This window comes from Rhodococcus marinonascens NBRC 14363 (genome assembly GCF_001894885.1).
GTDB classification, from domain to species: domain Bacteria; phylum Actinomycetota; class Actinomycetes; order Mycobacteriales; family Mycobacteriaceae; genus Rhodococcus_F; species Rhodococcus_F marinonascens.
Map to the genome: position 1 here is coordinate 201,837 of NZ_BCXB01000003.1, position 25,968 is coordinate 227,804.

The 25,968-nt window shown below is 65.3% G+C and carries 26 protein-coding genes; 14 read left to right on the plus strand and 12 right to left on the minus strand.

Annotated features, from left to right (window positions below; translation table 11 throughout):
• Positions 1 to 9 precede the first annotated feature (9 nt).
• A complete protein-coding gene (gene recX / locus RM2_RS04610; protein ID WP_072687650.1) occupies positions 10 to 525 on the plus strand; it encodes a recombination regulator RecX in 516 nt (171 codons plus the stop codon).
• Positions 526 to 576: 51 nt separating this feature from the next.
• Here the strand turns inward: recX and RM2_RS04615 are convergent, their stop codons facing one another.
• The 4 genes from RM2_RS04615 to RM2_RS04630 form a co-directional block, all read right to left on the minus strand.
• Positions 577 to 1,473: an amino acid ABC transporter permease gene (locus RM2_RS04615; RefSeq protein ID WP_072687651.1), complete on the minus strand. Its 897-nt coding sequence runs from the start codon at positions 1,471 to 1,473 to the stop codon at positions 577 to 579.
• Positions 1,470 to 2,150 (minus strand): amino acid ABC transporter permease, encoded by a 681-nt coding sequence (locus RM2_RS04620; protein ID WP_072687652.1) that lies wholly within the window; start codon positions 2,148 to 2,150, stop codon positions 1,470 to 1,472. Before RM2_RS04620 ends, RM2_RS04615 begins: the two co-directional genes overlap by 4 nt.
• 90 nt (positions 2,151 to 2,240) lie before the next feature.
• Positions 2,241 to 3,074 carry a glutamate ABC transporter substrate-binding protein gene (locus RM2_RS04625; RefSeq protein WP_072687653.1) on the minus strand — a complete coding sequence of 278 codons (834 nt, stop codon included), beginning with the start codon at positions 3,072 to 3,074 and terminating at the stop codon, positions 2,241 to 2,243.
• A 100-nt stretch (positions 3,075 to 3,174) separates the two neighbouring features.
• Positions 3,175 to 3,903, minus strand: coding sequence for an amino acid ABC transporter ATP-binding protein (locus RM2_RS04630; RefSeq protein ID WP_084721639.1), 729 nt, complete (start codon positions 3,901 to 3,903; stop codon positions 3,175 to 3,177).
• Between the two features lie 218 nt (positions 3,904 to 4,121).
• On the opposite strand from RM2_RS04630, the gene miaB reads away from it, so the two are divergent.
• On the plus strand, positions 4,122 to 5,663 hold the full coding sequence (miaB, locus tag RM2_RS04635; RefSeq protein WP_072687743.1) for a tRNA (N6-isopentenyl adenosine(37)-C2)-methylthiotransferase MiaB: 1,542 nt from the start codon (positions 4,122 to 4,124) through the stop codon (positions 5,661 to 5,663).
• Complete coding sequence (locus RM2_RS04640) at positions 5,660 to 6,265, plus strand: Rv2732c family membrane protein (protein WP_072687655.1); 606 nt, start codon at positions 5,660 to 5,662, stop codon at positions 6,263 to 6,265. Before miaB ends, RM2_RS04640 begins: the two co-directional genes overlap by 4 nt.
• Before the next feature lie 27 nt (positions 6,266 to 6,292).
• On the opposite strand, the gene RM2_RS04645 is transcribed toward RM2_RS04640, so the two are convergent.
• A complete protein-coding gene (locus RM2_RS04645; RefSeq protein ID WP_072687656.1) occupies positions 6,293 to 7,672 on the minus strand; it encodes a DUF349 domain-containing protein in 1,380 nt (459 codons plus the stop codon).
• A 205-nt stretch (positions 7,673 to 7,877) separates the two neighbouring features.
• Between RM2_RS04645 and RM2_RS04650 the strand changes: the two genes are divergently transcribed.
• The 6 genes from RM2_RS04650 (at position 7,878) to RM2_RS04675 (ending at position 13,947) form a co-directional block, all read left to right on the plus strand.
• Positions 7,878 to 8,594: a class III extradiol dioxygenase subunit B-like domain-containing protein gene (locus RM2_RS04650; protein WP_072687657.1), complete on the plus strand. Its 717-nt coding sequence runs from the start codon at positions 7,878 to 7,880 to the stop codon at positions 8,592 to 8,594.
• Entirely contained in the window at positions 8,591 to 9,520 is a 930-nt protein-coding gene (gene miaA, locus RM2_RS04655) for a tRNA (adenosine(37)-N6)-dimethylallyltransferase MiaA (RefSeq protein ID WP_174553820.1), read from the plus strand. The genes RM2_RS04650 and miaA overlap by 4 nt, the downstream gene beginning before the upstream one ends.
• Positions 9,517 to 10,365, plus strand: a complete 849-nt coding sequence (locus RM2_RS04660) for a TrmH family RNA methyltransferase (RefSeq protein ID WP_072687659.1) — start codon at positions 9,517 to 9,519, stop codon at positions 10,363 to 10,365. The genes miaA and RM2_RS04660 overlap by 4 nt, the downstream gene beginning before the upstream one ends.
• Positions 10,366 to 10,401: 36 nt before the next feature.
• Entirely contained in the window at positions 10,402 to 11,271 is an 870-nt protein-coding gene (gene dapF, locus RM2_RS04665) for a diaminopimelate epimerase (protein ID WP_072687660.1), read from the plus strand.
• 83 nt (positions 11,272 to 11,354) lie between these two features.
• A complete protein-coding gene (hflX, locus tag RM2_RS04670; protein ID WP_072687661.1) occupies positions 11,355 to 12,818 on the plus strand; it encodes a GTPase HflX in 1,464 nt (487 codons plus the stop codon).
• Entirely contained in the window at positions 12,811 to 13,947 is a 1,137-nt protein-coding gene (locus RM2_RS04675) for a hypothetical protein (RefSeq protein WP_072687744.1), read from the plus strand. Before hflX ends, RM2_RS04675 begins: the two co-directional genes overlap by 8 nt.
• On the opposite strand, the gene RM2_RS04680 is transcribed toward RM2_RS04675, so the two are convergent.
• From RM2_RS04680 to RM2_RS04705, 6 genes are all read right to left on the minus strand, one after another.
• On the minus strand, positions 13,933 to 14,598 hold the full coding sequence (locus RM2_RS04680) for a cyclase family protein (RefSeq protein WP_072687662.1): 666 nt from the start codon (positions 14,596 to 14,598) through the stop codon (positions 13,933 to 13,935). The two genes, RM2_RS04675 and RM2_RS04680, sit on opposite strands and share 15 nt — an antisense overlap.
• 158 nt (positions 14,599 to 14,756) lie before the next feature.
• On the minus strand, positions 14,757 to 15,047 hold the full coding sequence (locus RM2_RS04685) for a hypothetical protein (RefSeq protein WP_139277664.1): 291 nt from the start codon (positions 15,045 to 15,047) through the stop codon (positions 14,757 to 14,759).
• Positions 15,044 to 15,301, minus strand: a complete 258-nt coding sequence (locus RM2_RS04690) for an HPr family phosphocarrier protein (protein ID WP_072687664.1) — start codon at positions 15,299 to 15,301, stop codon at positions 15,044 to 15,046. The genes RM2_RS04685 and RM2_RS04690 overlap by 4 nt, the downstream gene beginning before the upstream one ends.
• A 57-nt stretch (positions 15,302 to 15,358) precedes the next feature.
• The gene (locus tag RM2_RS04695; RefSeq protein ID WP_072687665.1) at positions 15,359 to 17,434 is read right to left on the minus strand and encodes a PTS fructose transporter subunit IIABC; all 2,076 of its coding nucleotides are present in this window, start codon (positions 17,432 to 17,434) and stop codon (positions 15,359 to 15,361) included.
• The gene (gene pfkB / locus RM2_RS04700; RefSeq protein ID WP_072687666.1) at positions 17,427 to 18,431 is read right to left on the minus strand and encodes a 1-phosphofructokinase; all 1,005 of its coding nucleotides are present in this window, start codon (positions 18,429 to 18,431) and stop codon (positions 17,427 to 17,429) included. The genes RM2_RS04695 and pfkB overlap by 8 nt, the downstream gene beginning before the upstream one ends.
• Positions 18,428 to 19,195 carry a DeoR/GlpR family DNA-binding transcription regulator gene (locus RM2_RS04705; RefSeq protein WP_072687667.1) on the minus strand — a complete coding sequence of 256 codons (768 nt, stop codon included), beginning with the start codon at positions 19,193 to 19,195 and terminating at the stop codon, positions 18,428 to 18,430. The genes pfkB and RM2_RS04705 overlap by 4 nt, the downstream gene beginning before the upstream one ends.
• A 168-nt stretch (positions 19,196 to 19,363) precedes the next feature.
• Here RM2_RS04705 and ptsP point away from each other — a divergent pair, with 168 nt between their 5' ends.
• The 3 genes from ptsP to RM2_RS04720 all read left to right on the plus strand — a co-directional run bounded on the left by ptsP (position 19,364) and on the right by RM2_RS04720 (position 23,695).
• Positions 19,364 to 21,031, plus strand: a complete 1,668-nt coding sequence (ptsP, locus tag RM2_RS04710) for a phosphoenolpyruvate--protein phosphotransferase (protein WP_072687668.1) — start codon at positions 19,364 to 19,366, stop codon at positions 21,029 to 21,031.
• Positions 21,032 to 21,200: 169 nt separating this feature from the next.
• The gene (locus tag RM2_RS04715; RefSeq protein ID WP_072687745.1) at positions 21,201 to 22,442 is read left to right on the plus strand and encodes a uracil-xanthine permease family protein; all 1,242 of its coding nucleotides are present in this window, start codon (positions 21,201 to 21,203) and stop codon (positions 22,440 to 22,442) included.
• 110 nt (positions 22,443 to 22,552) lie between these two features.
• A complete protein-coding gene (locus RM2_RS04720; protein ID WP_072687669.1) occupies positions 22,553 to 23,695 on the plus strand; it encodes an acyl-CoA dehydrogenase family protein in 1,143 nt (380 codons plus the stop codon).
• A gap of 33 nt (positions 23,696 to 23,728) precedes the next feature.
• Here RM2_RS04720 and lexA read toward each other — a convergent pair whose 3' ends face one another.
• Complete coding sequence (gene lexA / locus RM2_RS04725) at positions 23,729 to 24,460, minus strand: transcriptional repressor LexA (protein WP_072687670.1); 732 nt, start codon at positions 24,458 to 24,460, stop codon at positions 23,729 to 23,731.
• Positions 24,461 to 24,780: 320 nt separating this feature from the next.
• Between lexA and RM2_RS04730 the strand changes: the two genes are divergently transcribed.
• Both RM2_RS04730 and nrdR read left to right on the plus strand, forming a co-directional pair.
• On the plus strand, positions 24,781 to 25,296 hold the full coding sequence (locus tag RM2_RS04730; protein ID WP_072687671.1) for a LysM peptidoglycan-binding domain-containing protein: 516 nt from the start codon (positions 24,781 to 24,783) through the stop codon (positions 25,294 to 25,296).
• Positions 25,297 to 25,476: 180 nt separating this feature from the next.
• Complete coding sequence (gene nrdR, locus RM2_RS04735; RefSeq protein ID WP_072687746.1) at positions 25,477 to 25,941, plus strand: transcriptional regulator NrdR; 465 nt, start codon at positions 25,477 to 25,479, stop codon at positions 25,939 to 25,941.
• Positions 25,942 to 25,968 lie beyond the last annotated feature (27 nt).

Below are 25,968 nucleotides of genomic sequence, written 5' to 3' on the forward strand. Positions count from 1 at the left end.
GGTGCAGCCGTGCGTCCTACGGGCGGCGGTGGATCGGAGGCGCAGGCGAAGGACTTATGCCTGCGCCTGCTGACTGATCGCGCTCGAAGTAGAGCGGAACTAGCCGAGCGTTTGGTCCAGAAGGACTACTCGGCAGACGTCATCGACCGCGTCCTTGATCGTCTGACCGAGGTTGGACTGGTCAACGATGCGGACTTCGCCCTGCAGTGGGTGCATTCGCGGCACACATACTCCGGCAAGGGGAAACGTGCGCTTGCAATGGAATTGCGTCGCAAGGGCATCGGCCAAGAAGATGCCGCCGAGGCGCTCGCTCAGATCGACGGCGAAGATGAACGGCAACGTGCCTCGGAATTGGTTGCGAAGAAGTTGCGCACGATGTCGGTGGACGATCGCGATCGGGCGGTGCGCAGACTGATCTCCATGTTGGCGCGCCGCGGGTTTCCCCAAGGTGTGGCCTTCGAGGTGGTGAAGGAACAACTCGACCGCGCCGGTGCGGATACCGACGACATGTTCGAGGAGTTGTGACAACGCCCGGGCGGTGCTCTACGAGTACCGCCCGGACACTTCGTCTGGTTGCTATCGCTTGTCGGTGATGTCCATGCCCGGAACCGACACGTCGGCAAGGTCGGGACGATCTCCTCCCGCTGCTCCGGCCTTCTTGCCTGCTCGTAGTCGCTTCTCCACCCGGGTGGCCACCACGGTGAGTGTCGAGTTGATGATGATCATGATGATCGCCACGACGATCAGGGACGGCAGGTAGTTGCCGTAGAACGCGCCGAGTTGCTGACCCGACCGCACCACCTCGACGTAACCGATCAGGTAGCCGAGGGCGGAGTCCTTCAACGCCACCACCATCTGCGAGATGATCGCGGGAAGCATGGCCGTGACTGCCTGCGGCAGCAAGATGGTCCGCATGACCTGGCTCTTGCGCATGCCCAGCGCCATCGCGGCCTCACTCTGCCCCTTCGGGAGCGAGTTGATGCCGGCCCGCACGATCTCTGCGATTACCGCGCCGTTGTAGAGCGTGAGGCTCACGATGACTGCGGCGAGCGCAAGGTACGTCGACTTGAAGACTTCGTACTCTGCGAACAGTTGGTACGAAAAGATCATGAGAATCAGCACTGGGATGGCGCGGAATACTTCGACGAACGTCCCGGCGATCCACCGTACCGGTCGGTGATCCGACAACCTGCCGACGCCGAGGATCGCGCCCAAGATCAGCGCGAGCAGAATCGACGCGGCCGCCGCGATGAGGGTGCCGCGGATACCGGGGAGGAGATAGGTGGTCCACGAGGTGGACTCGACGAACGGACTCCACTTCTCCGACGTCAACTGGCCCTTGTCGTCGAGTGCCGCGTAGACGAGGTAGCCGACGCCCACCATGAGGGCGACGACGGCGACGGAAGCCAAGCGGTAGAGCCTCTTGGCCTTGGGTCCAGGCACGTCATAGAGGACGGTGGCCGAATTGCTCATCGTGCAACCTCGAATCGCTTGCTCAGGTACCCGAACAGAAGCCCCAACGGCATGGTGAGGACCACGAACCCGAGTGCGAAGATTCCACCGACGACGAAGATGGCGGCCTCGTTCTCGATCATTTCCTTCATCAGGAGGGAGGCCTCCGCGACGCCGATCACCGAGGCGATCGTCGTGTTCTTGGTCAGGGCGATGAGAACACTACCGAGGGGGGCGGTGACCGCACGGAAGGCCTGCGGCAGCACGATCAGCCGCAGATTCTGGGAGAACGTGAGCCCCAATGACCGGCCCGCCTCCGCCTGACCGACGTGCACGGTGTTGATACCGGCCCGGAGCGACTCGCACACGAACGCCGCGGTGTAGATGCTGAGTGCGAGCACGGCGAGCCGGAAGTTGTTCTGCTCGAAGAAGGTCGGCGACTGTCCGGGGGCGAGTTTGACGCCCAACGTCTGGAAGAGCCCGAACGAGCAGAAGATGACGATCAGCGTCAGCGGAGTGTTGCGGACGATGGTCACGTACCCGGCTCCGATCCCACGTGCGATAGGGATCGGCGACACTTGCATGGCAGCCAGGATGGTGCCGAGAACCAGGGCACCGACAGCGGAGAATGCGGTGAGTTGCACCGTCGTCCAGAACGCGTCGATCAACTGATCGCCGTACTTGCTCAGTAGGTCCACTTACCGTCTCCCCAGATCACTGGTGGTTCGTCTCGAGCCGGGCCGGGCGGCGCCCGCAGGGGAACCGTCCGACCCGGATGCGTGAGTTGCTCAGTACCGATCGACGGTCGGCGGCGCAGGGATCGGGTATCCCGATGCGCCGACGGTGTCGTTGAACGCGCGCTCCCACGAGCCGTCCGCGATCATCTCGTCGATGGCGTCGTTGATCTTGGCACGGGCCTCGTCGTCGCCCTTGGCGAGGCCGATTCCGTAGCGTTCCTCGGTGAAGGGCTGGCCGACAACCTTCAGTTCACCTGGGTATTGCGCGGCGAATCCGGCGAGGATGATGTCGTCGGTTGTCACGGCATCGACTGCGCCGTTACGCAGTGCCTCGACACATGCCGAGTACGTGTCGAACTCCTGGAGTTGGACGTCCTGCGCGTACCTGTCCTTGACCGTCTGCGCCGGTGTGGAACCGGTGACCGAGCACAGCTTCGTGCCGTCGTTGAGCGACTCGGGGCCGGTGATCTCTGTGTTGTCGGACTGCACCAGGAGTGACTGTCCTGCGATGAAATACGGCCCCGCGAAGTCGACCTTTTCCTTGCGCGCATCGGTGATCGAGTAGGTCGCGGCCACGAAGTCGACCTCGCCGTTCTCGATCAGCGTCTCGCGCTGAGCCGAGGGGGACTCCTTGAACGTGATGTTCTCGGGCGTGACTCCCAGTTTGCCGGCGACATACTCGGCAACCTCGACGTCGAAGCCGGTGAAGGATCCATCAGGGTTGCGCAACCCGAGGCCGGGCTGGTCGTACTTGATGCCGACGGTGAGCGTGCCCTCGGACGCGCTCTGTAGAGCACTCCTCTGCTCACCTCCGCCGCATGCGGATGCGACGACGGCGATCGCCATGACGCCGATTCCCATACGAATCGAGCGATTGATCTTCATACAGATCCTCCAATTGAAATACGGGTGTGGAGTGTCTAGCACAGTCGACCGCAGAGCACACGGCCGTCGACCGACAGGACACAGGATGGCGCTCTAACGGTCAGTGGCTGAGAATCTTGCCGAGGAAGTCTTTTGCCCGCTCGGAGGTGGGGGCGGTGAAGAAGGTGCTGGGATCGGAGTCCTCGACGATCTGGCCGTCGGCCATGAAAAGGACGCGGTCGCCGGCCTTACGGGCGAAGCCCATCTCGTGGGTGACCACGAGCATGGTCATGCCGTCCTTGGCGAGTGAGGTCATGACGTCGAGAACCTCGTTGACCATCTCCGGGTCGAGTGCGGATGTGGGCTCGTCGAACAGCATGACCTTGGGGTTCATTGCGAGCGCGCGTGCGATCGCGACTCGCTGCTGTTGTCCACCCGACAACTGGGCCGGGTACTTGTCCGCCTGGTTGGCGATGCCGACTCGTTCGAGCAGTCCGAGAGCCGCTGTCTTGGCGTCTTTGCTGCTCTTCTTCCGCACTTTGACGGGTGCGAGCATCACGTTCTCGAGGATTGTCTTGTGTGCGAAGAGGTTGAACGACTGGAATACCATTCCCACATCAGCGCGCAGTGCCGCCAGTGCTCTGCCCTCAGCGGGCAACACGTTCCCGTCCACCGCGATAACCCCGGAATCGATGGGCTCGAGACGGTTGATGGTTCGGCACAGCGTCGACTTTCCCGATCCCGAGGGTCCGAGGACGATCACGACCTGTCCGCGGGGAACTTCGAGGTCGATCTCCTGGAGCACGTGGAGGTCGCCGAAGTGTTTGTTCACCGATTTCATCGATATCATGGAGGGCACCTCGCCCGTGGACGGGGTCGGCGTCGCATCGTCGGCTTGCGTCATAATCGATGACCTTAGGTGTTGACGGCGGAGATGATCTACCTCGGCACCCAAAATTTCTTCATCAGCACCGAGAATTCGTGCCGATGCAGTGAAAATTGATGGACCCGGCCGCGATCATGTCTCCCGCGACGAGGCGATTTGGTGCGAGCCGTACCCTGGCACAGGTGGACACGATCGACCAGAACCTCATTCCGCGCGGCGGCCGGGACACCCAGCGCAGCTACGAAGTGCGTACGTACGGCTGCCAGATGAACGTGCATGACTCCGAGCGGCTGTCGGGTCTGCTCGAAGATGCCGGTTACACGAAGGCCGCTGCGGGACGGGATCCCGACCTCGTGGTCTTCAACACCTGCGCGGTGCGGGAGAACGCCGATAACAAGCTGTACGGCAACCTGAGTCATCTCGCACCGGCAAAGGAGCGCAATCCCGGCATGCAGATCGCGGTCGGTGGCTGCCTGGCGCAGAAGGATCGCGACGTCGTCGTCAAGAAGGCGCCGTGGGTCGACGTGGTGTTCGGTACCCACAACATCGGTTCGCTGCCCGCACTGCTCGATCGGGCTCGCCACAACCAGCGGGCCGAGGTCGAAATCCTCGACGCGCTCGAGGCATTTCCGTCGACGTTGCCCGCCAAGCGTGAGTCCGCGTACGCCGGGTGGGTGTCCATCTCGGTGGGATGCAACAACACATGCACGTTCTGCATCGTGCCTGCACTGCGCGGTAAGGAAATCGACCGGCGCCCCGGCGACATCCTGGCCGAGGTCCAGGCACTGGTGAACGAGGGTGTCCTCGAGGTCACGCTCCTCGGGCAGAACGTCAACGCGTACGGGGTGTCCTTCGCCGACCCCGAGCAACCCCGCGACCGCGGCGCGTTCGCCGCTCTCCTGCGCTCATGCGGGGACATCGACGGGCTCGAGCGCGTTCGGTTCACATCACCGCACCCGGCCGAGTTCACCGACGACGTCATCGAGGCGATGGCCGAGACACCCAACGTGTGCCCCCAGTTGCACATGCCCCTGCAGTCCGGTTCGGATCGAGTATTGAAAGCGATGCGCCGCTCATACCGGAAGTCGCGATTCCTCGCGATCATCGACAAGGTTCGCACCGCGATGCCACACGCGGCGATTACCACCGACATCATCGTGGGCTTCCCGGGTGAGACCGAGGAGGACTTCCAGGACACGCTCGACGTCGTCCGCCAGGCGCGTTTCACCAGTGCATTCACGTTCCAGTACTCCAAGCGGCCCGGCACCCCGGCGGCGGAGATGGACGACCAGGTGCCGAAGGCCGTCGTCCAGGAACGGTACGACCGTCTCATTGCGCTGCAGGAAGAGATCACGCTCGAGGAGAACCAGAAGTTCGTCGGTGCGGAGGTGGAACTACTCGTCGCCGCGGGAGAGGGGCGCAAGAACGCGGCGACCGCCCGCATGAGCGGACGTGCACGTGACGGCAGGCTCGTCCACTTCCGGCCGGAGGGAAACCTCGACGGAAACGTCCGGCCCGGCGATGTCGTCACCATTGTTGTCAGTGCCGCAGCCCCACACCACCTCGTCGCCGATACTCCCGTCCTGAGCCATCGACGCACCCGGGCGGGTGACTCCTTCGAGCTGGGCGTCACCCCGAAGACCCCGCCGATCGGTGTGGGTCTCGGACTTCCGCAGATCGGTGCGCCGGCGCCACTACCCGATCAGATGGGATGCAACGCATGACCTCCTCGCACAATTCCGATCGGGTCGGAAACAAAAATCCGAGTGGCGAGGGCGACCCGATCGACGGCTACCGGAAGGATTTCGACGCCGCCGAGAAGAAGGTGGCCGGCGAGATCGACCCCGGTGCGCGCGCGCTGGTCGTCGCGGTCGCGGTCGTCGTCCTGCTCGGCTCGTTGACGCTGCCACATTCCGGCATAGCCAACGGGTGGGAGGTACTGGTGAACAGCAACGAGGCCCGCGACGAGGCGATCGCACTTCCGTCGCGACTGTTCGTAGGGTTCGCGGTTGCGTTCGGTGTCGTCGCGTCGATGCTGGCGCTGATCACGCGCCGCTGGGTTCTGGCTTGGATCGCTCTCGCGGGAACTGCCTTGTCCGCCGTGCTCGGGATGCTCGCCATCTGGTCGCGGCAGACACCGCCACCGGGGGTCGTGGCCTCGGGCCCCGGCATCGGGCTGATCATCGGTTGGCTCACCGTTATCGTGCTCACGTTCCACTGGTTGAAGGTGGTCTGGGGCCGGACCGCGCTGCAGTTGGCGGCCGAAGAAGAACGCCGCGCCGCTGCCGCCGAAGCGGAGCAGCGCGGCGATTGGAACGTCGGCTGACGCCGAGCCCGATCGTAGGTCCGGGCCCTACGGGCCGCTGACCGCACCCTCCGCAGCCTCCGCCCATTCGCGCCACTGCTTGGCCTGCGCGAGGGCGCTCTCGGCATCTTTCGTCTTGCCTGCCGCGGTGGCCTTGGCGGCCTGTTCTTCGAACTGCGCGACGCGCTCGCGGAATTGTGCGGCCCGGGCAAGGGCCTCCGGATCGGTGCGCCGCCACTGTTCGTCGGCCGCGTCGTGGACTCGCTTCTCGATGGCCCGAAGCTTGCCCTCGAGTTCGTGGATCCGCTCGCGGGGCACCTTGCCGACGGCGTCCCACTTCTCCTGGACATCGCGCAGTGCGGCCCTTGCGGCGCCGATGTCCTTGGATGGATCGATGTTTTCGGCGCTCTTCAGCAGCGCCTCCTTGGCTACAGCATTTTCCTCGAACTCGGCGTCGCGCTCGGACGACGCCGAGTTACGGGCGGCGAAGAACACGTCCTGGGCGGTCTTGAATCGTTTCCACAGGGCGTCGTCGGCCTCGCGCGGAGCGCGCCCGGCCGCCTTCCACTCGGCGAGAAGGTCGCGGAACGCTCCGGCGGTGGGACCCCAGTCGGTGGAGTCGGACAGCGCCTCGGCCTGTGCGACGAGTTCTTCCTTCTTGGTCTTGGCCGCCGCACGCTCACGATCGAGTTCGGCGAAATGCGCTCCGCGGCGCCGATTGAACGCTTCCCGAGCCTTCGAATATCGCTTCCACAGCGTGTCGTCGACTTTGCGGTCGATCCCCCGAATCGTCTTCCACTCGTCCAGGATTTCTCGCAGCCGGTCGCCGGCGGCCTTCCACTGCGTCGACTCGGCACCGATCTGCTCGGCCTCGGCGGCCAGCTCTTCCTTGCGTTCGGTTTGCGCCTTCCGCGACAATTCCTTCTCATGTTTGGCGTGGGCGGCCGCCTCGTCCGATTCGGCGATGATGACATCGAGACGCGCTGCAAGTGAATCGATGTCGCCGATCACTGCGGCGGTCGGAAGGGATTCGGAGATTCCGACCGCCGCCGCCTTCGTCTTCTTCGCGTCGCCGGTGCCCGAACTCAACCGCGCCTCGAGAAGAGCTACCTCGGTCGCGATGTCCTCGAAGCGTCGGCCGAAGTGCGCGAGTCCCTCGGCTGCGTCGCCAGCCTGCCACGAGCCGATCTGCCGCTCGCCGTCCGCGGTTTTCACCCAGGCTGTGCCGTCGTCGTCGACGCGACCGAACTTGCTCGGGTCGCTACCGGTGGTGACAGGGGGAGCGGAGAGAGCGTGTGTCGGGGTGGGGTGGGGCTTGGGAACACCGGGCTTTGCCAGCCCTCCCGGTTTCGGGACGCTGGGCTTCGGCGTGTCGTGCTGACGAGAGGCAGGCTCAACACTGGGCTGCACGTCGCTGCTGTCGGTCATCGGTTCCTCATCTCTGCCGCGCGTCACGGCTGCCTGAACGCAATACTGGCTCCATACGACCCGGGGGCGGGTGCTGGTTTCCATTCAACCCGGTACGGGCCTTGTGAGCTATTGAATCAGGTAGGAGGGTCGACGTTGCTGCCGATCGGCGCCGACGCCCTATTCGGATGTCGGCTACACGAACCTGGTCGACTAGCGTGGCGGTGTGTTCAACGCCGCAATTCTCGTGCCGTCGCCACCTCTTCTGGTTCCCGAACTGGCCGGGTCGGCAGCGGGGGAGATGACTCCTCTGCGGGATGCGGTTGCCGCGGCCGCGAAGGCGCTGTATGCGCTCACGACCGATTGGATCGCAATCGGAGCGGCGTCCGACTCGGTCGACGTCAGGCCCGGCGCGCAGGGCACCTACCTCGGCTACGGCGTCGATGTGCAGGTCGCGCTGCGCCCCGCCCCGGCCGGCGAGCCCGACCCGGACCTGCCGCTTGCCGCGCTCACGGCCGGATGGATCCGGGGCACGTGGGCGCCGGCTGCCGTCGTCGACGCGCGGATACTTGCGTCCGACCTGTCCCCTGAGCAGTGCGCCGAGTACGGCGCGGAGCTGCGCTCCTTCCTCGACCGCGATCGCGAACCCCGCGGCCTCGTGATCGTCGCGGACGGGGCCAACACGCTCGACGCGAAGGCACCCGGAGCGTTCGATCCGCGCGCGAAGGGGGTGCAGGCGGGGATCGACGCTGCACTCGACGCCGGCGACCGCGACGCACTGCTCGCCCTCGACCCCTCGGAGTGCGCGTCACTCGGTATCGGAGGGCGCGTTCCGTGGCAAGTGCTGGCCGGCGTGTTCGACACGCCACCGATCTTCTGCCGGACGCTTTATGGCGCAGCACCCTATGGGGTGGGCTACCACGTGGGGGAGTGGCGTCCGTGACTCCGCCTGTGCCGATCGCCGTGGTCGGTCCGACCGGCACCGGCAAATCCGATCTCGCCCTGGACCTGGCCGTGCGACTCGGCGGCGAGATCGTCAACATCGACGCGATGCAGTTGTACCGGGGAATGGACATCGGTACCGCCAAACTCGCTCCCGACGAGTGGCGCGGAATACGATACCATCAACTCGACGTACTCGACGTGACACAGACGGCCTCCGTCGCGAATTACCAGCAGGCAGCGGTCCGTGACGTCGAGGCGATCGCAGTGCGTGGCGCCGTGCCGGTCATCGTCGGCGGATCAATGATGTACGTCCAGTCGCTGCTCGACGAGTGGAGTTTTCCCGCCACCGATGCGGCGGTGCGCGCGCGATGGGAGGCGGTCCTCGCCGCGAGGGGAGTCGCGGCGGTGCACGAAGAACTGAGCCGTGTCGACCCTGAGGCCGCGGCATCGATCCTCCCGACCGACGGCAGGCGCCTGGTCCGGGCACTCGAAGTGGTGGAGATCACTGGTCGGCCGTTTGCGGCGTCCGCGCCGCGCATAGGCGAGCCACGATGGGGAACCCGCATCGTCGGTGTCGACCGCGAGAGCGCCGAACTCGACGAGAGGATCCGGCTCCGCACTCGACTGATGTTCGAGCGAGGTCTCGTCGACGAGGTGCGGGGGCTGATCGAACTGGGTTTGCGCGAAGGTGTGACCGCACCACGTGCGATCGGCTACGCGCAGGTCCTCGCCTGGCTCGATGGCGAATACGATCTCGACGAGGCGCAGGAGCGCACGTTCATCGGCACTCGCCGGTACGTGCGCCGGCAGCGATCGTGGTTCCGACGGGATACCCGCATTCGGTGGGTGGACGGAAACGATCCGGACCTCGCGGACACCACGATCCGAATCCTCGACGACAGACGAATACTGGGAGAACCATGAGTCGCACGCCGCCTGGACGCAACCGTCCGGCACCGACCTTGCTCGTGACCGCCCGCAACGCCCGTTTCCAGCAATGGCAGTCGTATCTCACGAACCGCGCAAAACGAACGAAGGCGGGACGGTTCCTCATTCAGGGCGTACGTCCCCTCAACCTAGCGTTGGAGTACAACTGGCCCATCGAATCGCTTCTGCACCGCATCGACGGCCCGCCGCTGTCCGTATGGGCCCGTGAGGTTCTGGCGTCCCGCTCGCTCGAACAGATCGGTGTCAGCGCCGAACTGATGACGGAGTTGGGGGAGAAGACCTCCGCGGTGCCCGAGTTGATGGCCGTCGCGAAGACCCGCACACCGCGACTGAAGGACCTGCGGCAACAGTCCGCGCCGCTGATCGTTGTATTCGACCGTCCGAGTTCACCAGGCAATCTGGGCACACTCGTCCGTTCGGCCGACGCGTTCGGCGCCGACGCTGTCGTGGTGGTCGGGCACGGCGCCGACCCGTTCGACCCCCAGAGTGTTCGCGCCTCAACCGGATCCTTGTTCGCGATGCCGGTCGTCACCGTGTCGGCCGTGGAGGAGATCCTCGCCTTCCGGGAATCCCGGCGTGAGTCCGGAACCGATCTGCAAATCGTTGGGACGGACGAGAGCGGGTCCGTCACCGTCGACGCCCACGACTTCACCGGCGGAACAGTGCTGGTGATCGGCAACGAGACTCGCGGAATGAGCGCCGCGTGGCGCCAGGCCTGCGACACCGTGGTCACGATCCCCATCGGGGGAGCCGCGAGTTCTCTCGGCGCCCCCTCCGCGGGTGCGGTTGTGCTCTACGAAATAGCCCGGCAGCGTAGATGAGCGATTCGTTCGCGGCCGTTGGATAGAGTGGTGCGCATGGACTTCAGTAAGGGACACGGCACCGAGAACGACTTCGTGGTGCTCCCCGATCTCGACGTCCGCATCGACTTGTCCGCCCCGCGGGTGACGGCACTGTGTGATCGCCGACGAGGCATCGGAGCCGACGGAATCTTGCGCGTGGCCAAGGCCGGTGCGTTGGCGACGGCCGGTGTGCTGGCCGCACTGCCTGAAGGTGTGTCCGAAGACGACTGGTTCATGGACTACCGCAACGCGGACGGTTCGATCGCCGAGATGTGCGGCAACGGTGTCCGCGTCTTCGCGCACTACCTGCGGTCGGCGGGCCTCGAAGCGCGTGAGGAGTTCGTGGTTGGTAGTCGGGCGGGCGGCAAACCGGTGATCGTGCATTCAGCAGACCGCGCTCGCGGCGACGTGACTGTGGACATGGGCGCCGTCCGGGATCTGGGCACCAGCACGGCGACCATCGACGGCAAGGTGTTCAACGGCATCGGTATCGATGTCGGTAACCCGCATCTGGCCTGTGTGGATCCGCATCTCACGGCTGCCTCACTCTCGGCCCTCGACCTGTCGGCCGCTCCGGGGTTCGATCCAGGCTTCTTCCCTCACGGCGTAAACGTGGAGATCCTCACCCGTATCGATTCCGGCGCCGTCGACATGCGCGTGCACGAGCGTGGGGTCGGCGAGACCCGATCGTGCGGAACCGGCACGGTTGCCGCGGCAACCGCCGCGCTGCGCTTCGACGGATCCGACTCCGGTGAGGTGGACGTTCGCATTCCCGGTGGCCAGGTCACTGTGTTGCTGTCCGGTGGCCGGGCGACCCTACGCGGCCCGTCCATCCTGGTGGCGTCGGGGGATCTCGACGATGGCTGGTGGAACGGTGTCACCTGATCGCCCTCGGCGAAGCCTCACCTGATCGCCCTCGGCGAAATGCGTGTGCGCGCCCCGGGCATTCCGTGGGATCATGAGGGTGTATGAAGAAAACACATCGCACAGAAGAATCGCCGCTCCCCGACTCCGCTGAGTTCGCTGACTCCGCCTACGGCGACGCGCACCTTTCGGTCGGCGAAATGCAACTCGAGGACCGCAGTGCGCTGCGCCGGGTTGCCGGGCTGTCCACCGAGCTCACCGACGTCACCGAGGTCGAATACCGACAGTTGCGCCTCGAACGCGTGGTGCTGGTCGGTGTCTGGACGCAGGGCACCGCGGCGCAGGCAGAATCCAGCATGGCCGAACTTGCTGCGCTGGCCGAGACCGCCGGGTCCGAGGTCCTCGAAGGTCTCGTGCAGCGGCGGGACAAACCTGACGCGGCCACCTACATCGGTTCCGGTAAAGCCGAGGAACTCCGCGAGGTCGTCCTGTCGACCGGCGCCGACACCGTGGTCTGCGATGGTGAACTCACACCCGCGCAGTTGACCGCCCTCGAGAGGGTCGTCAAGGTCAAGGTCATCGACCGGACCGCGCTGATCCTCGACATCTTCGCCCAGCACGCGACGTCCAGGGAGGGCAAGGCCCAGGTCGCGCTCGCTCAGATGGAGTACATGCTGCCGCGACTGCGCGGCTGGGGTGAGTCGATGTCCAGGCAGGCGGGCGGTCGCGCAGGTAGCAATGGTGGCGTGGGTCTGCGTGGTCCCGGTGAGACCAAGATCGAAACGGACCGGCGCCGTATTCGTGAGCGAATGGCGAAACTGCGCCGCGAGATCAAGGGCATGAAGGCCGCCCGCGACACCAAGCGCACCCGTCGACTCCGCAGCGAGGCACCATCCATCGCGATCGTCGGTTATACGAACGCCGGCAAGTCGAGCCTCCTCAACGCGTTGACCGGATCCGGCGTGCTGGTGCAGAATGCGCTATTCGCCACCCTCGATCCGACTACCCGCCGGGCCGCGCTGGACGACGGCCGCGAGTACATCCTCACCGACACCGTCGGTTTCGTGCGGCATCTGCCCACGCAACTGATCGAGGCATTCCGGTCGACGCTCGAAGAAGTCACTGACGCGGACCTGTTGCTTCACATCGTCGACGGTTCCGATCCTCTGCCCACGGATCAGATCAAGGCCGTGCACGAGGTGATCACCGAGGTGATCAGGGAAAACGACGCGCCCGCGCCGCCCGAACTCATCGTGGTGAACAAGATCGATGCGGCCGACCCGATCACGTTGACCCAGTTGCGCGGACTGCTGCCCGGTGCGTCGTTCGTCTCCGCTCGGACCGGCGAAGGCATCGCCGAGTTGCGACAGCACCTGTCCGAAGTCCTGATCCGGCCGGAGATAGAGATCAATGTTTTGCTCCCGTACACGCGGGGAGACCTGATGGCACGGATTCATTCGGACGGCCAGATCCTCGACTCCTCGCACGGTGAGGACGGCACACGCGTTCATGCGCGGGTACCCGTGGCGTTGGCATCGGCGCTGGTTCAGTACGGCGGCAGTGCCTGACTGCCCACGGTGGTCCGCCGCAGCCACGGTTGTCGTGCTCGCGGGCTGCGCACCACTCGCGACGGTCACTGTCGGGTCCGCGCAATCGGTCTTTCTTGACCGGGCTTTCGTCGACGCGTCGGAATTCACCCCGGATTGCACCCCCGACGACTCCGGTGTCGGGGCACCGGAGGGGGCGTCTCTGGACGAATTGTCCGGGCTCGCCTCGACGGGAGGACTGCTCTACGCGGTCGGTGACAGCGGTTCCGATCGTGCCGTCGCCGTGATGGGCGCGGACTGCGTGGTGCATCGCTGGCTTCCCCTGCCCGTCGATCCCTACGATGTCGAGGACATGGCGGTCGGTCCGGACGGTCGCCTGTGGTTGGCCGACGTCGGGGACAACGGGCGTAGACGCGACACCGTGGCTCTGATTGCGATGGACCGGGACACCGGGGCGGGGGAGTTGCACCGTCTGACATATCCGGACGGCCCGCATGACGCCGAGACGATCCTGATCCAACGTGACGGCACCCCGCTGATCGTCACGAAGGAGTTGTTCGGGGCGGGCAGTGTGTACCGGCCCGTCGGCGGTGCGGAAGTGGGCGGCCTCGCCACTCCCGGGCCCACCCCGCTCGAGAAGGTGGGCGTGCTGGACGTCTCGGAGGCGAGCGGCGCGGACGCCGAAGGGGGCGGCACCACCGCGCAGGCGCTGCACTCGACGATGTTCACCGGCGGAGCGGTGTCCGCCGACGGGACCGTTGCCGCCGTGCGCAATTATTCCGACGTGTTCCTCTTTTCTGCACCGGACGGTGACCTGCTCGCGGCCTTCGCATCGGGTCCCGCCGTGCGTGCGCGCGTGCCGCAGCAACCCCAAGGAGAGGCGGTCGCGTTCACCGAGAACGGGGATTTGCTGATCGCCTCCGAAGCCCGTGGGGGACCGATTCCGCCGGTTCAGATGCTGCCCGGTGCGGTGTCGCTGGTGCAGGATCAGGCCCGCGCCCATACTGCTGCGGAGGAAGAATCGGCCGAGTCCGCCGGATCGCGGTGGGGGATCGGGATCGGCATCGGCATCGCCGCCGTTTCTGTGGTCGCGCTGACAACAGCCCTCGGCTACGTCGTCCGTCGCCGTGCCCGCTCAGAAATCCCCTAGGGCGACCGCACGCACAGGGGCACCGTCGAGGCCCACCAGGCGAATCGGGAATGCCGAGAAGAGGGGGTTTCGGGTCGTCACTGCGGCGAGGTTCGTCAGGTTCTCGAAGATCACGCCGCCGGCACCGAGGAAGATTTCGTGGAAGGGAAGGTTAGCGGCCTCAGTTTTGGCTTCGATGGGCGAGAAGTCCGGGCTCAGTAGATCGACACCGACCGTCCGAACCTGCTGGGAAACAAGGCAATCGGCAATCTTGGCATCAAGGAAGGGGTGTTCGAAGTACGTCGAGGTGTTGAAGTGCTCGGACCAGTCGGTCTGGAAGATCACGATCTCTCCCGGCGCGAGGCCCTCGAGTTGTGCGCTCACTTGATCGAACTCGATGCGCTGCTGCTTTTCGACGTCCTCGACCCGGACGATACGCGCCCTGCCGTGGAAGAAGGTCAAATCGACATCGTCGATCGCGGCGGCACCTTCGATGCTGTGCGACGGTGCGTCCACGTGGGTGCCGCTGTGAGTCCCCATGTGCAGTGCCGACACCCGGAACCCATCGGCCGGCACCGTCGCCACCGTCTCGAAGGCAACGGTCGGATCTCCGGGGAAGACTGACATCCCCGGCGTCAGAGGTTGGCTGAGGTCGGTAATGCGAACAGGCATAGTCGTTGCTCCTGTCAGTATGGACGAGCTCCTGTCAGTGCGGACGATGCTCCGAGTTCCGTGGAACTTCGGCGGCATCCCGGTAAGAATCAGGTGACGCTCACCTGATCATTGTGCGTGTCCAAACGATCGAACACCTCCCGACCACTTGGTGATGCCTACTTGTGCTGCGGGACGTCGGCGAGACGTCTGCCCGGTGTGGAAGCCGAGAGTTGGTTGCGCCGCGGCAGTGCCCATGTCAGGTAGAGCACGAAGCTGACGGCGAATGTCGGAATAGTGGCGCCGATCGGACTCGGATATACGAAAGTGAGAACGATCGAGGTGGATGCCCCGACCAACCAGGTGAACACGGCGAAAGTGTTGACACCGCCCGAGTACCAGAACTTCCCCCCCACGATCGCGCAGAATGGCCCGGTCGTAGTTGGCCCTGTGGAGGAAGTAGTAGTCATGCGTCGAGGTCTGCTGCCACCAGTTGCGCGACCCTCTCGACGGTGTCGGCGTCCTCGCTGGTAACCGTGACATCGGTGCCTTGAGTGGCGCCGAGCGTCATGATGAGCAGGGCGGACCCGGCGTCCACCGGTTCGCCGTCCGCCACGGCGAGCGTGACCGGCACTCCGGCGGTGGCGACCGCCTCGGCGATGACGGCGGCGGGGCGGGCGTGCAGGCCGATGGACGAACCGACGGCGACTGTGGTGCTGGGCATGTACTTTCTCCTCTTTCAGGGTGGGGATATTCGGTCGAGCGGATGGATCGGCTTTTCTTACGCGGCGACCGCCGCGACGTCGGGGTCGAGTTCGGCGTCCGACGTGCCGGGCCTGATGAATTCCTTGGCACCGATGACGCACAGCGTCGCCACAACCGCGCCGACCGCCAGTGACACGAGGAACCACAACAGATTCCCGACCGCGAAGAACACAAATATTCCGCCGTGCGGCGCGCTGAGGCTGACGTCGAACGCCATGATCAGGGCTCCGGTGACGGCACCGCCGGCCATCATCGAGGGAATGACGCGCAACGGATCGGCGGCGGCGAACGGAATGGCACCTTCCGAGATGAACGCCGAGCCCAGTAACCAGGCCGCCTTACCGTTCTCTCGTTCCGCCTCGCTGAACAGGCTGGGGCGCAGGAGGGTCGAGGCCAGTGCCATCGCCAGCGGTGGAACCATGCCGGCCGCCATCACGGCGGCCATGATGCGGAGCGTCGCGGGATCGTTGACATTCAGTCCGGCAACCGCGAACGCATACGCCGCCTTGTTCACCGGGCCTCCGAGATCGAAGCACATCATCAGTCCGAGGATGATGCCGAGGAAGACGGCGGAACTGCCCGACAGACCGTTGAGCCAGTCCGTCAGGCCCGAGGTGATCGCGGCGAGGGGACGACCGAGGACCAGGAACATCAGCGCGCCGACGATCAGGGTTGCCAACAACGGGATGACGACCACCGGCATCAGGCCGCGCAGCCACCGGGGAACCGCGATCCGGCTGATCCACAGTGCCACCACGCCGGCGATCAGGCCACCGACCAGACCTCCGATGAAGCCCGCGCCCACGAACACTGCCACGGCGCCCGCGGTGAATCCGGGTGCGAGACCGGGTCTGTCGGCGATCGCGAACGCGATGTAGCCGGCGAGAGCCGGAACCAGGAAGTCGAAGGCCAGTGACCCCAGTTGGAACAGCACCGCGCCCAGATATGTCGTCAGGCCACCGTCCGGCAGGTTGCCCAGGGAGTTGTTGAGGACGATGTCCGATGCGGGACCGTCGATCTCGTATCCGCCGAGCAGGAAGCCGAGTGCGATCAGAAGACCACCGGCGGCGACGAACGGAATCATGTAGCTGACACCGGTGAGCAGCACCTGCCGTAGGTGGGTGCCCCAGCCGATCGAACCGACCGGTTCTTCGGCGTCCGCGGCCCCGCTGCCTGTGCGCACGGTGGCGAGTGACTCGTTCGAGCCGGCGCGGAGGGCTTCGGCGATCATGGTGTCGGGTTCGTTGATCGCACGTTTCACGCCGGATGTGACCATCGGTTTGCCGGCGAAACGGTCCTTGCCCTTGACCCCGACGTCGGTGGCGAAGATGACGGCGGACGCCTCCGCGATCACCCTGGGCGCCAGCGGTGTGCTGCCGCTCGAACCCTGGGTCTCCACGTGGACGGTGATGCCCGCACGCTTGCCTGCGGCAACGAGTGAGTCGGCGGCCATGTAGGTGTGAGCGATGCCTGTGGGGCATGCCGTGACGGCAACGATGTGCCTCTGTGGCGTTTCGGTTTCGGCCTCCGGTTCGGTTTCGGCAGCGCCGGTTTCGGCGGCCCCGATCTCGGCAGTGACTGCCGCGGCCGACTGGGTCGATGGGGGTGCTGCGGGTGCGAGGACGCCCTCGACCAGGGTGACGATGTCGGCCGGTGTGTTCGCCTCACGTAGTGCACCGACGAAGTCGGGGCGTACCAGCGCCCGTGCGAGTGAGGACAGCAACTTCATGTGCTGGGCACCGGCACCCTCGGGTGCGGCGATGAGGAACACCAGGTCGGCGGGGCCGTCGGGTGCGCCGAAGTCGACCCTCGGGTCGAGTCGGGCGAATCCGAGGGAGGCAGCCCGGACGGTGGCTGCGCGGCAGTGAGGGATGGCAATTCCGCCGGGAAGACCTGTCGCCGACTGAGATTCGCGTTCCATCGCGGCTTCGCGGAGCGCACCCGCATCGGTGGCGCGTCCTGCGTCCGTCAGACGATTGGCGAGCGCGAAGATCACGTCGTCTCTGGAAGCCCCGAGGTCGGAATCCAGGGAGACCAGATCTTCGCTGATGATCGGTGAACCCGCTTCGCGGTCGGGTGGCGAGTCAGACATGGCGGTTCCTTCTGCTTTGGGCCGGATCAGGGGCTGGGGAGTTGAGAACTGTGACGGTGACGGCGCCGATGTCGACGTGTTCGGGAGTCGGCAATGCGGTGCCGGGGAGGGCCGCTGCCGCGCTGCCGTAGGCGACGGCGGAACGGAGACAGTCAGCGGGCGGTGCGCCGCCTATGTGTGCTGCCAGATATCCCGCCAGGGACGAGTCGCCCGCGCCCACGGTGCTGCGGGCAACGATCGGCGGTGGGGTCGCCCACCAGGCGCCGGCGTCCGTTACGAGAACGGCACCGGCGGCGCCGAGAGTGGCGAGGACCGCTCCGACTCCGCTGTCCACGAGTTGCCGGGCTGCGTGCGCGGTGACCGTCGGATCTCCGCGTAGCGCAGACTCTTCGAGTAGCGCGTCGTCGGCGCCAGTCAACTGAGCGAGTTCCTCGCTGTTGGGTTTGACGAGGTCGGGGCCGGCGGCGGGAAATCGTCTCGCTAGGGCGAGGAGTGGGGCGTCAGACGTGTCGATGGCGACTCGGCACGCGGACGGGCGCAACGCCTCCACGAGTGTCGCGTACCAGTCGGTGGGAATGCCCGGGGGGAGCGAACCGGACAGCACGACCCATTCCGCGTGGGACCCGCGTTCAATGATCTCGGTCTGTAGGTCCGCGAGGGATTGCTCGGACATCGTGACGCCCGGTTCGTTGATCTTGGTGGTGGTGCCGTCGGGTTCGGTGATCGTGATGTTCGTGCGGGCCGCGCCGGGCATCGCCACGCCGATGTGCTCGACTCTGCGCTCGGACAGGGCGGCCAGCAGCGGATCCCCGTCGTTGCCAGGCAGGACCGCCAGCGTGGCGACACCGGCCGACGTGAGTGCCCGCGCAACATTGACGCCTTTGCCGCCGGGATCGATGTGGGCTGCGGTTGCGCGCAGCACTCTTCCCCGTTCGAGGCGTCCCAGAAGGTCGACCGTGCGGTCGATGCTCGGATTGGCGGTCAACGTCACGATCATGCGATCACCACCTCGATTCCCTGGTCGCGGAACTTGGCCCGGTCCGTCGAACTGATCTCGTCGTCGGTCACGAGAATGTCGACACTGTGGACGGGCGCAAAGCTCACGAGGTGTTCGCGGCCCACCTTCGACGAGTCGGCGACGACCACCACGCAGTTGGCGCAGCAGACCATCGCGCGCTTTACCGCCGCCTCGTCAGTGTCCGGAGTGGACAGACCGTGTTCGACGCTGAGCGCGTTGGTGCCGATGAACGCGACGTCGACGCGGAGGACGTCGAGGACACGCAGGGCCTCCTCCCCGACAGTGGCCTGCGTGATTCCGCGGACGCGGCCGCCCAGCATGTGGAGTCTGACCGAGTTGATCCCGGCGAGGCGGGCCGCGATCGGAACGGAGTTGGTGATCACCGAGAGGTCGAGATCGGAGGGGAGTTCGGGGATGATGCGTCCCGTAGTGGTTCCCGCGTCGAACAGGACACTGCCTCCGGTTGGCGGGAGGTAGGAGCCCGCCTGCTTGGCAATCCGGTCCTTGTGCTCGGCGCGAGTGTGGTCGCGCTCCGCCAACCCCGGTTCCGTGACGGTGAGTGACGTGGCCGGCACGGCGCCGCCGTGTACTCGGCGGACGTGCCCGAGACGCTCGAGCAGAGCGAGGTCGCGGCGCACGGTTTCGGTGGTGACGCCGAATGTGGCGGACAAATCCGCAACCGACATACGCCCCCGCTGGGAGATCAGTGTGGCGACCGCTTGTCGGCGTTCTTCCGGATACACCGCTTCCTGTCCTCTTCTCGTCGATCAACGTTTTGGTGATGGCAGGGCTGAGGCCTACCCACCACATGGATGTTGTGTCATGTTGGTTTACGCCCGAAGATGTTGACATGTCAAGAGTGCTGAGTAATCTCCGGCACGTAGACAGAAGCGAGCCTGCCAGGAGGACCGATGACCGAAGATCGTGAAATCGTGCGAGGTACGCCGGTAGTTCCGGGTATCGCCTTTGCGCCCGTGATCTGGACGGCTCCGAGGCCTGAGGTCGTGCCCGGGATGCCCCGCATCGACGCATCGACGCGAGACGGTGAAAAGGTCCGCTTCGAGGAGGCAGCCGCTTTGGTCTCGCAGCGACTGCGTGATCGTGCGACGACGGTCTCCGGTGCCGCAGCCCAGGTATTGTTGGCCAATGCCACCATGGCGGTGGACCGCGGTTGGCTGGGGGCGGCGCAAAAACTGATTGCCGATGGAACCCCGGCGGAGGAAGCGGCGGTCGAGGCCACCGAACAGTTCGTCGCTCTGTTCACCAATATGGGTGGGCTGATGGCAGAGCGCGTGACCGATCTTCGCGACATCCGGGATCGAGTCGTCTCCGAACTCCTGGGCCTTCCGGAACCTGGAATCCTGGTGCCAGCGACGCCGTCGATCCTCTGTGCCCAGGACCTGGCGCCTGCCGACACGGCGGGTCTCGATCCCGAAATGATCATCGGTCTCGTCACCGTCCTCGGTGGACCGACCAGTCACACCGCGATCATCGCGCGGCAACTGGGAATCCCGTGCGTCGTAGCGGTGCACGGCCTCGAGTCCGTGACTTCCGGTACGTCTGCCTTGCTCAACGGTGAGGCGGGCGAACTGGTGGTGGAACCGGACCCCGGCGAGGCCCGCGCAGCGGTGGAGCAGGGCCGCGCCGACCGGATGCGCATCCAGGCGTGGAACGGTCCGGGTCGCACGAGTGACGGCGTGTCGGTCTCCATCTTGGCCAACGTTCAGGATGGCGCAGGCGCGCGGTCGGCCGGTACCACCGCTGCCGAAGGTGTCGGACTGTTCCGCACCGAATTGTGCTTTCTGGACCGCGATTCCGAGCCAAGCGTTGACGAGCAGGCCGAGATCTACAGTGAGGTGCTCGAGGCGTTCGCTGGGCGCAAGGTCGTGATTCGGACACTTGATGCAGGTTCGGACAAGCCACTTCTCTTTGCCCATCACGCCGACGAGGCGAACCCGGCACTCGGTGTTCGCGGCATCCGGATCGCGGCAGAGAACCCGGGCATCCTCAGCCGGCAGCTCGACGCCATCGCCATCGCGGCCAGGCAGACGAAGTCACAGCCCTGGGTGATGGCACCCATGATCGCGACCCCCTCTGAGGCGGAGTCCTTCGCAGCGCAGGTACGTGCTCGTGGCCTCGTGCCCGGCGTGATGGTGGAGGTCCCCTCCGCCGCACTCCTCGCGGACCGTCTCCTCGGGCACGTGGACTTCCTGTCCATCGGGACGAACGACCTCGCGCAATACACGATGGCCGCCGACCGGATGTCTTCCGATCTGGCGTCGTTCACCGACCCGTGGCAGCCTGCCGTGCTGGCGCTCGTGGCACGGACGGCGGGGGCAGGGATCGCCGTCGAAAAGCCTGTAGGCGTGTGCGGAGAGGCAGCAGCTGATCCATTGCTCGCCTGCGTGCTGATCGGACTTGGTATCACTTCGCTGTCCTGTGCAGGTGCTGCCGTGTCGGCGGTCGGAGCGAAGATCGGGACGGTGTCGCTCGCCGACTGCCGTCGAGCGGCCGAAGACGTGCTCACGGCCGACGATCCGGCGCACGCGCGCGCCGCGGCCGCGCGCGTGTTGGAGTGATCCACCCCCGCTGACCGGGTCCGGTCCGGATTCACCGAACTCCGAACCTTCCCCCTAGTATTGGCGAACTGTGACGATAGAAAACGACGCTTCCCGCCGCAAGGGCGACTCGCAGAGCACCGATGGAACCACTGACCAGACCACCCCCACCAAGGCTTTCGGATGGACGGTGCACGGCGACGGCCGACGGATCACCGAGGGCGAGGTGGTTGCCCCCGGAGAGCGTCTGACCTGGCCGCGCACCATCGGAATCGGCATGCAGCACGTCATTGCGATGTTCGGGGCGACCCTGCTCGTACCGACCATCACCGGGTTCCCGGTCACGACCACGCTGCTGTTCTCCGGCATCGGCACCGCGCTGTTCCTGCTGATTACCCGTGGCCGAATCCCCAGCTACCTCGGATCCTCGTTCGCCTTTATCGCGCCGCTCACGGCTTCGCAAGGGTCGGGTGCCGCAGCGCAACTCGGTGGCGTGGTCGCGGCGGGCGTGCTGCTGCTTCTGGTGGGTGTGGCGGTGAAGCTTACCGGCTCGCGGGTCATCGATGCCTGCATGCCGCCCGTCGTGACAGGTGCCGTAGTCGCGCTGATCGGTCTCAATCTCGCGCCCACGGCGGTGGATTCGTTTCAATCGCAGCCGCTGATCGCGGGTGTGACGCTCCTGTCGATCCTGCTCGTGACGGTCCTCGGCCCGGGACTACTGGGGCGCCTCGGCATTCTGGTTGGTGTTGCGGTCGGGTGGGTGTTCGCTGCTGTGATCGGCGGACTCGCCGACGAACGCGTGACGGCACTGCGGGACGCGGCCTGGTTCGGAGTGCCCGAACTGCGGGGGCCGACGTTCGAATGGTCGGTGATCGCCCTGACTCTGCCGGTGGTGATCGTGCTGGTCGCGGAGAACGTCGGCCACGTCAAGGCGGTGTCCGCGCTGACCGGGCGTTCGCTCGACGACGTCGCCGGTAACGCGCTCGTTGCGGACGGCCTGGCTACCACCCTCGCAGGTTTCGGCGGCGGATCCGGAACCACCACGTACGCGGAGAACATCGGAGTCATGGCCGCGACGCGCGTCTACTCCACTGCCGCATACTGGGTCGCGGCCGCGACCGCAGTGGTTCTGGCGTTCTCGCCGAAATTCGGTGCCCTCGTGTTCACGGTGCCGAGCGGTGTGATCGGCGGCGCCACCCTCGTGCTGTACGGACTGATCGGTGTGCTCGGCGTGCGGATCTGGATGGATGCGGGGGTGGACTTCACCGACCCGGTGAACTTGACCGTGGGCGCTGCGGCGCTGGTCGCGGGCATCGGGGACCTCACACTGGCCATCGGGTCCGTGGAACTGGGTGGGATCGCGTGGGGATCGGTGGGTATTCTCGTCGCGTACCCGGTCATGCGCTCGCTCGCGAGGTTCCGCAAGGCCTGACACCGTGTCCGGGAGTCACGAATCCAGATCGTCTGAGTCATTCACCACACCGTTCCGCACCTCTAACGTTGAAGGTGACGGACCGAGATAGTTGACATGAGGAGCCCGGCGTGGAGCGCACCCTGTTCGAACCGGAACACGAACTGTTCCGTGAGTCGTACCGAAAGTTTCTCGCACAGTACGCCGAGCCGAACCACGCCAAGTGGGAAGAACAAAACATCGTCGACCGCAGCCTGTGGATCGAGGCCGGCAAGCAGGGCTTCCTCGGTACGGCGGTGCCGGAGGAATTCGGTGGCGGCGGAGTACGTGACTTCCGGTACAACGCAATCGTCACCGAGGAGAACACCCGCGGCGGATACAGTGGCATCGGGTTCACGCTGCACAACGACGTCGTGGCGCCCTACCTGCTCGACCTGTGCAACGACGAGCAGAAGCAGCGCTGGTTGCCGGGCTTCTCCTCAGGTGAGTTGATCACCGCGATCGCGATGACCGAACCGGGCACCGGCAGCGACCTGCAGGGCATCAAGACGCGCGCGGTGCGCGACGGTGACGACTGGGTTCTCAACGGCTCCAAGACCTTCATCACGAACGGCATCAATGCAGACCTCGTGATCGTCGTCGCGTGTACCGATCCGGACAAGGGTGCGCAGGGATTCAGTCTCCTCGTCGTCGAACGGGGCATGCTGGGCTTCGAACGTGGCCGCAATCTCGACAAGATCGGGATGAAGGCGCAGGACACGGCCGAACTGAGCTTCACCGATGTCCGTGTCCCGGGCGCCAACCTCCTCGGCGAGGAAGGAAGGGGCTTCCTCTATCTGATGAAGAACCTCCCGCAGGAGCGGCTGTCGATCGCCGTCGTGGCCGCGGCAGCGATGGAGTCGGCGCTGGATATGACCATCCAGTACTGCCGTGACCGGAAGGCTTTCGGCAAGTCGATCGGCAGCTTTCAGAACACCCGGTTCGTGCTCGCCGAACTTGCCACCGAGACGACGGCGGTCCGTGTCCTCGTCGACAAGTTCATCGAGATGCTCAATGACGAAAAATTGTCGGTGCAGGAAGCCGCCATGGCGAAGTGGTGGACCACCGAGGCGCAGGTCCGGTTGATCGACCGGTGCCTGCAACTCCACGGTGGCTACGGCTACATGAAGGAATACCCGATCGCCAAGGCATACATGGACTCTCGTGTACAGACCATTTACGGCGGTACAACGGAGATCATGAAGGAGATTATCGGTCGCGGCCTCAATCTCTGAGGTGAGACATGCCGGATTTGCCGAGGCGAATCGCTAGATTTTGCGCATGACCGTTACGACCTTGCCGAGAATGGCGGCATTGTTACCGGAGATCGGCTCGAACAGTGGATTGTGCGGCGTCAGCCAGACTTCGTTCTTCGTGCGCTTGAATGTCTTGACCGTGGCCTCGCCGTCGATCATCGCGGCGACGATGTCGCCGTTCTCCGCCACGTTCTGCTGACGGACCACCACCCAATCGCCGTCGCAGATCGCAGCGTCGATCATGGACTCGCCCACCACCTTCAGGAGGAACAGCGAACCCTGACCTACGAGCTCACGCGGAAGAGGGAAGACGTCCTCGATGGCCTCCTCAGCCAGGATCGGACCGCCGGCGGCGATGCGGCCGAGGACGGGGACGAATGTGGGTTCTGGATGCGAGACGTCCTCCGTGCCGGATGCGACGGTGGCAGGACCGACCCTGACGGCCGAGCTGGCCGCGACGCCCGCTGCTGCCTCGTCGAGGCTGCGTATATCTACCGCGCGCGGACGATTGGGGTCTCGTCGGAGGACGCCCTTCCTCTCGAGCGTGCGGAGTTGGTGGGCGACAGAGGACGTGGACGTCAGACCGACGGCGTCGCCGATCTCCCGGATACTCGGCGGGTAGCCACGCTCGTTCACCGACATGCGGATCACCTCGAGGACGCGGCGCTGCCGGTCGGTCAACCCGACGGCGGAGCCACCGCTCACGCGTGGAGCGGAACCGTCGGTCGAGCTGTCGTCCGTCATGGCGAGGTGCCTCCGTCTGTATGTGAATGTTTTCCGTGTGTGTCGATTTTCCCGGTGTGGGTCTCGTGTGACTGCTGTGCCGGGTGACTCGAATCTATCCCGCTTTCGTCAGAGTTTCAAACGTTTGTTCGACACGGGTCGCGAGAAGTGGAGACATTGTCGGGGTGTCATGGTAAGAATCGAACATGTGTTCTTTCGAACGCATGATCGAATGCCTGGCATGATCGAACACTGGGCGGGATCGAACACCGGGCGGGATCGGAAGCCTGGTGGATCGGAAGCCTGGTGGATCGTGACGGAAACGAGCAGCGGAGGTACGGATGGGCAACGCAGTTCTCGACCGACAGTCAGTTCTCGACCGGCAGTCAGTTCCCCGCCGGCTCGCGCTCGTCCGAGGTGTCGTGCGGCCGCGAGCCGCAAGGACGTACCGGACCGAGCCTCGCCGCCACGCCGGCGATGGTGACCTCCGGCGTCCGGATTCTGGCGCCGTCTCGTATCGGTCTACTCGGGCCCGCGTCTCCCGCGCTGATCATGCGTGCGAAGAGGCTGAGGTCGGCTGGCGGATGGTGCTGGCGAGCGTCGTCATTACGGCGGGAGTGCTGTGCGGCCTCGTCGGCGTGGCTCAACTCGCTACGACGGGCAGCATCGGCGGAGCAGTCGTCACGCAGGTAGTTCAGGTGCAGACGGGAGAGAGCCTGGCTGCTATCGCGAAGCGCGTTTCGCCGGGATTTCCGGTGGCTGTGGTCATCGATCGCATCATGGAACTCAATGCGATGTCGAATTCGGTGTTGCGTCCAGGCCAGAGCCTGATCGTCCCGTCGTCGATCACCCTGTGACGGGCGCCGCTCTGCATGACTGTCACATCGAGCGGACGGGTAGTCTCGGATGCTGTCAGTTCCACCACTTCGTGTGGTCGCTTCGAGATCGTGCATCCGTTGAGTGAACCGGTGTTTGTCGGTTTGCAACCGGGGGAGGCGAATTGTTGCGGCCACGACGGCTACGACGAAGGAATCGCCATGCACTGCCCGTTCTGCCGGCACCCGGATTCACGTGTAGTCGATTCACGAGAAGCAGACGAGGGACAGGCCATTCGCCGTCGCCGGTCGTGTCCTGAGTGTGGTCGCCGATTTACCACCGTCGAGACCGCAGTCCTGTCGGTCGTGAAACGCAGTGGTGTCACCGAACCGTTCAGTCGGGAGAAGGTGGTGAGGGGTGTGCGCCGCGCCTGCCAGGGGCGTCAGGTCGACAACGATGCCCTGAATCTCCTTGCCCAGCAGGTCGAAGATGCCGTGCGGGCGTCGGGGTCAGCAGAGATCCCGAGCAATGAGGTCGGTCTGGCAATTCTGGGTCCGCTCAGGGATCTGGACGAAGTGGCGTACCTGCGGTTCGCTTCGGTGTACCGGTCGTTCAGCTCCGCAGAGGACTTCGCTCGTGAGATCAAAGAGCTACGTGCACAAAGGGAATCCAGCGACGACGCCTGAATCCGGTACGGCGCGTCAGCGCACCTT

Excerpts from the sequence above, each read along its gene's own strand:
- RM2_RS04640 (WP_072687655.1), top strand. The coding sequence starts at position 5,660 with ATGACCTCCTCGCACAATTCCGATCGGGTCGGAAACAAAAATCCGAGT.
- RM2_RS04660 (WP_072687659.1), top strand. The coding sequence starts at position 9,517 with ATGAGTCGCACGCCGCCTGGACGCAACCGTCCGGCACCGACCTTGCTC.
- ptsP (WP_072687668.1), top strand. The coding sequence starts at position 19,364 with ATGACCGAAGATCGTGAAATCGTGCGAGGTACGCCGGTAGTTCCGGGT.
- pfkB (WP_072687666.1), bottom strand. The coding sequence starts at position 18,431 with ATGATCGTGACGTTGACCGCCAATCCGAGCATCGACCGCACGGTCGAC.
- RM2_RS04690 (WP_072687664.1), bottom strand. The coding sequence starts at position 15,301 with ATGCCCAGCACCACAGTCGCCGTCGGTTCGTCCATCGGCCTGCACGCC.
- RM2_RS04695 (WP_072687665.1), bottom strand. The coding sequence starts at position 17,434 with ATGTCTGACTCGCCACCCGACCGCGAAGCGGGTTCACCGATCATCAGC.
- RM2_RS04680 (WP_072687662.1), bottom strand. The coding sequence starts at position 14,598 with ATGCCTGTTCGCATTACCGACCTCAGCCAACCTCTGACGCCGGGGATG.
- RM2_RS04730 (WP_072687671.1), top strand. The coding sequence starts at position 24,781 with ATGGGCAACGCAGTTCTCGACCGACAGTCAGTTCTCGACCGGCAGTCA.
- RM2_RS04645 (WP_072687656.1), bottom strand. The coding sequence starts at position 7,672 with ATGACCGACAGCAGCGACGTGCAGCCCAGTGTTGAGCCTGCCTCTCGT.
- dapF (WP_072687660.1), top strand. The coding sequence starts at position 10,402 with ATGGACTTCAGTAAGGGACACGGCACCGAGAACGACTTCGTGGTGCTC.
- RM2_RS04625 (WP_072687653.1), bottom strand. The coding sequence starts at position 3,074 with ATGAAGATCAATCGCTCGATTCGTATGGGAATCGGCGTCATGGCGATC.
- lexA (WP_072687670.1), bottom strand. The coding sequence starts at position 24,460 with ATGACGGACGACAGCTCGACCGACGGTTCCGCTCCACGCGTGAGCGGT.
- hflX (WP_072687661.1), top strand. The coding sequence starts at position 11,355 with ATGAAGAAAACACATCGCACAGAAGAATCGCCGCTCCCCGACTCCGCT.
- nrdR (WP_072687746.1), top strand. The coding sequence starts at position 25,477 with ATGCACTGCCCGTTCTGCCGGCACCCGGATTCACGTGTAGTCGATTCA.
- RM2_RS04630 (WP_084721639.1), bottom strand. The coding sequence starts at position 3,903 with ATGATATCGATGAAATCGGTGAACAAACACTTCGGCGACCTCCACGTG.
- RM2_RS04685 (WP_139277664.1), bottom strand. The coding sequence starts at position 15,047 with ATGACTACTACTTCCTCCACAGGGCCAACTACGACCGGGCCATTCTGC.
- RM2_RS04615 (WP_072687651.1), bottom strand. The coding sequence starts at position 1,473 with ATGAGCAATTCGGCCACCGTCCTCTATGACGTGCCTGGACCCAAGGCC.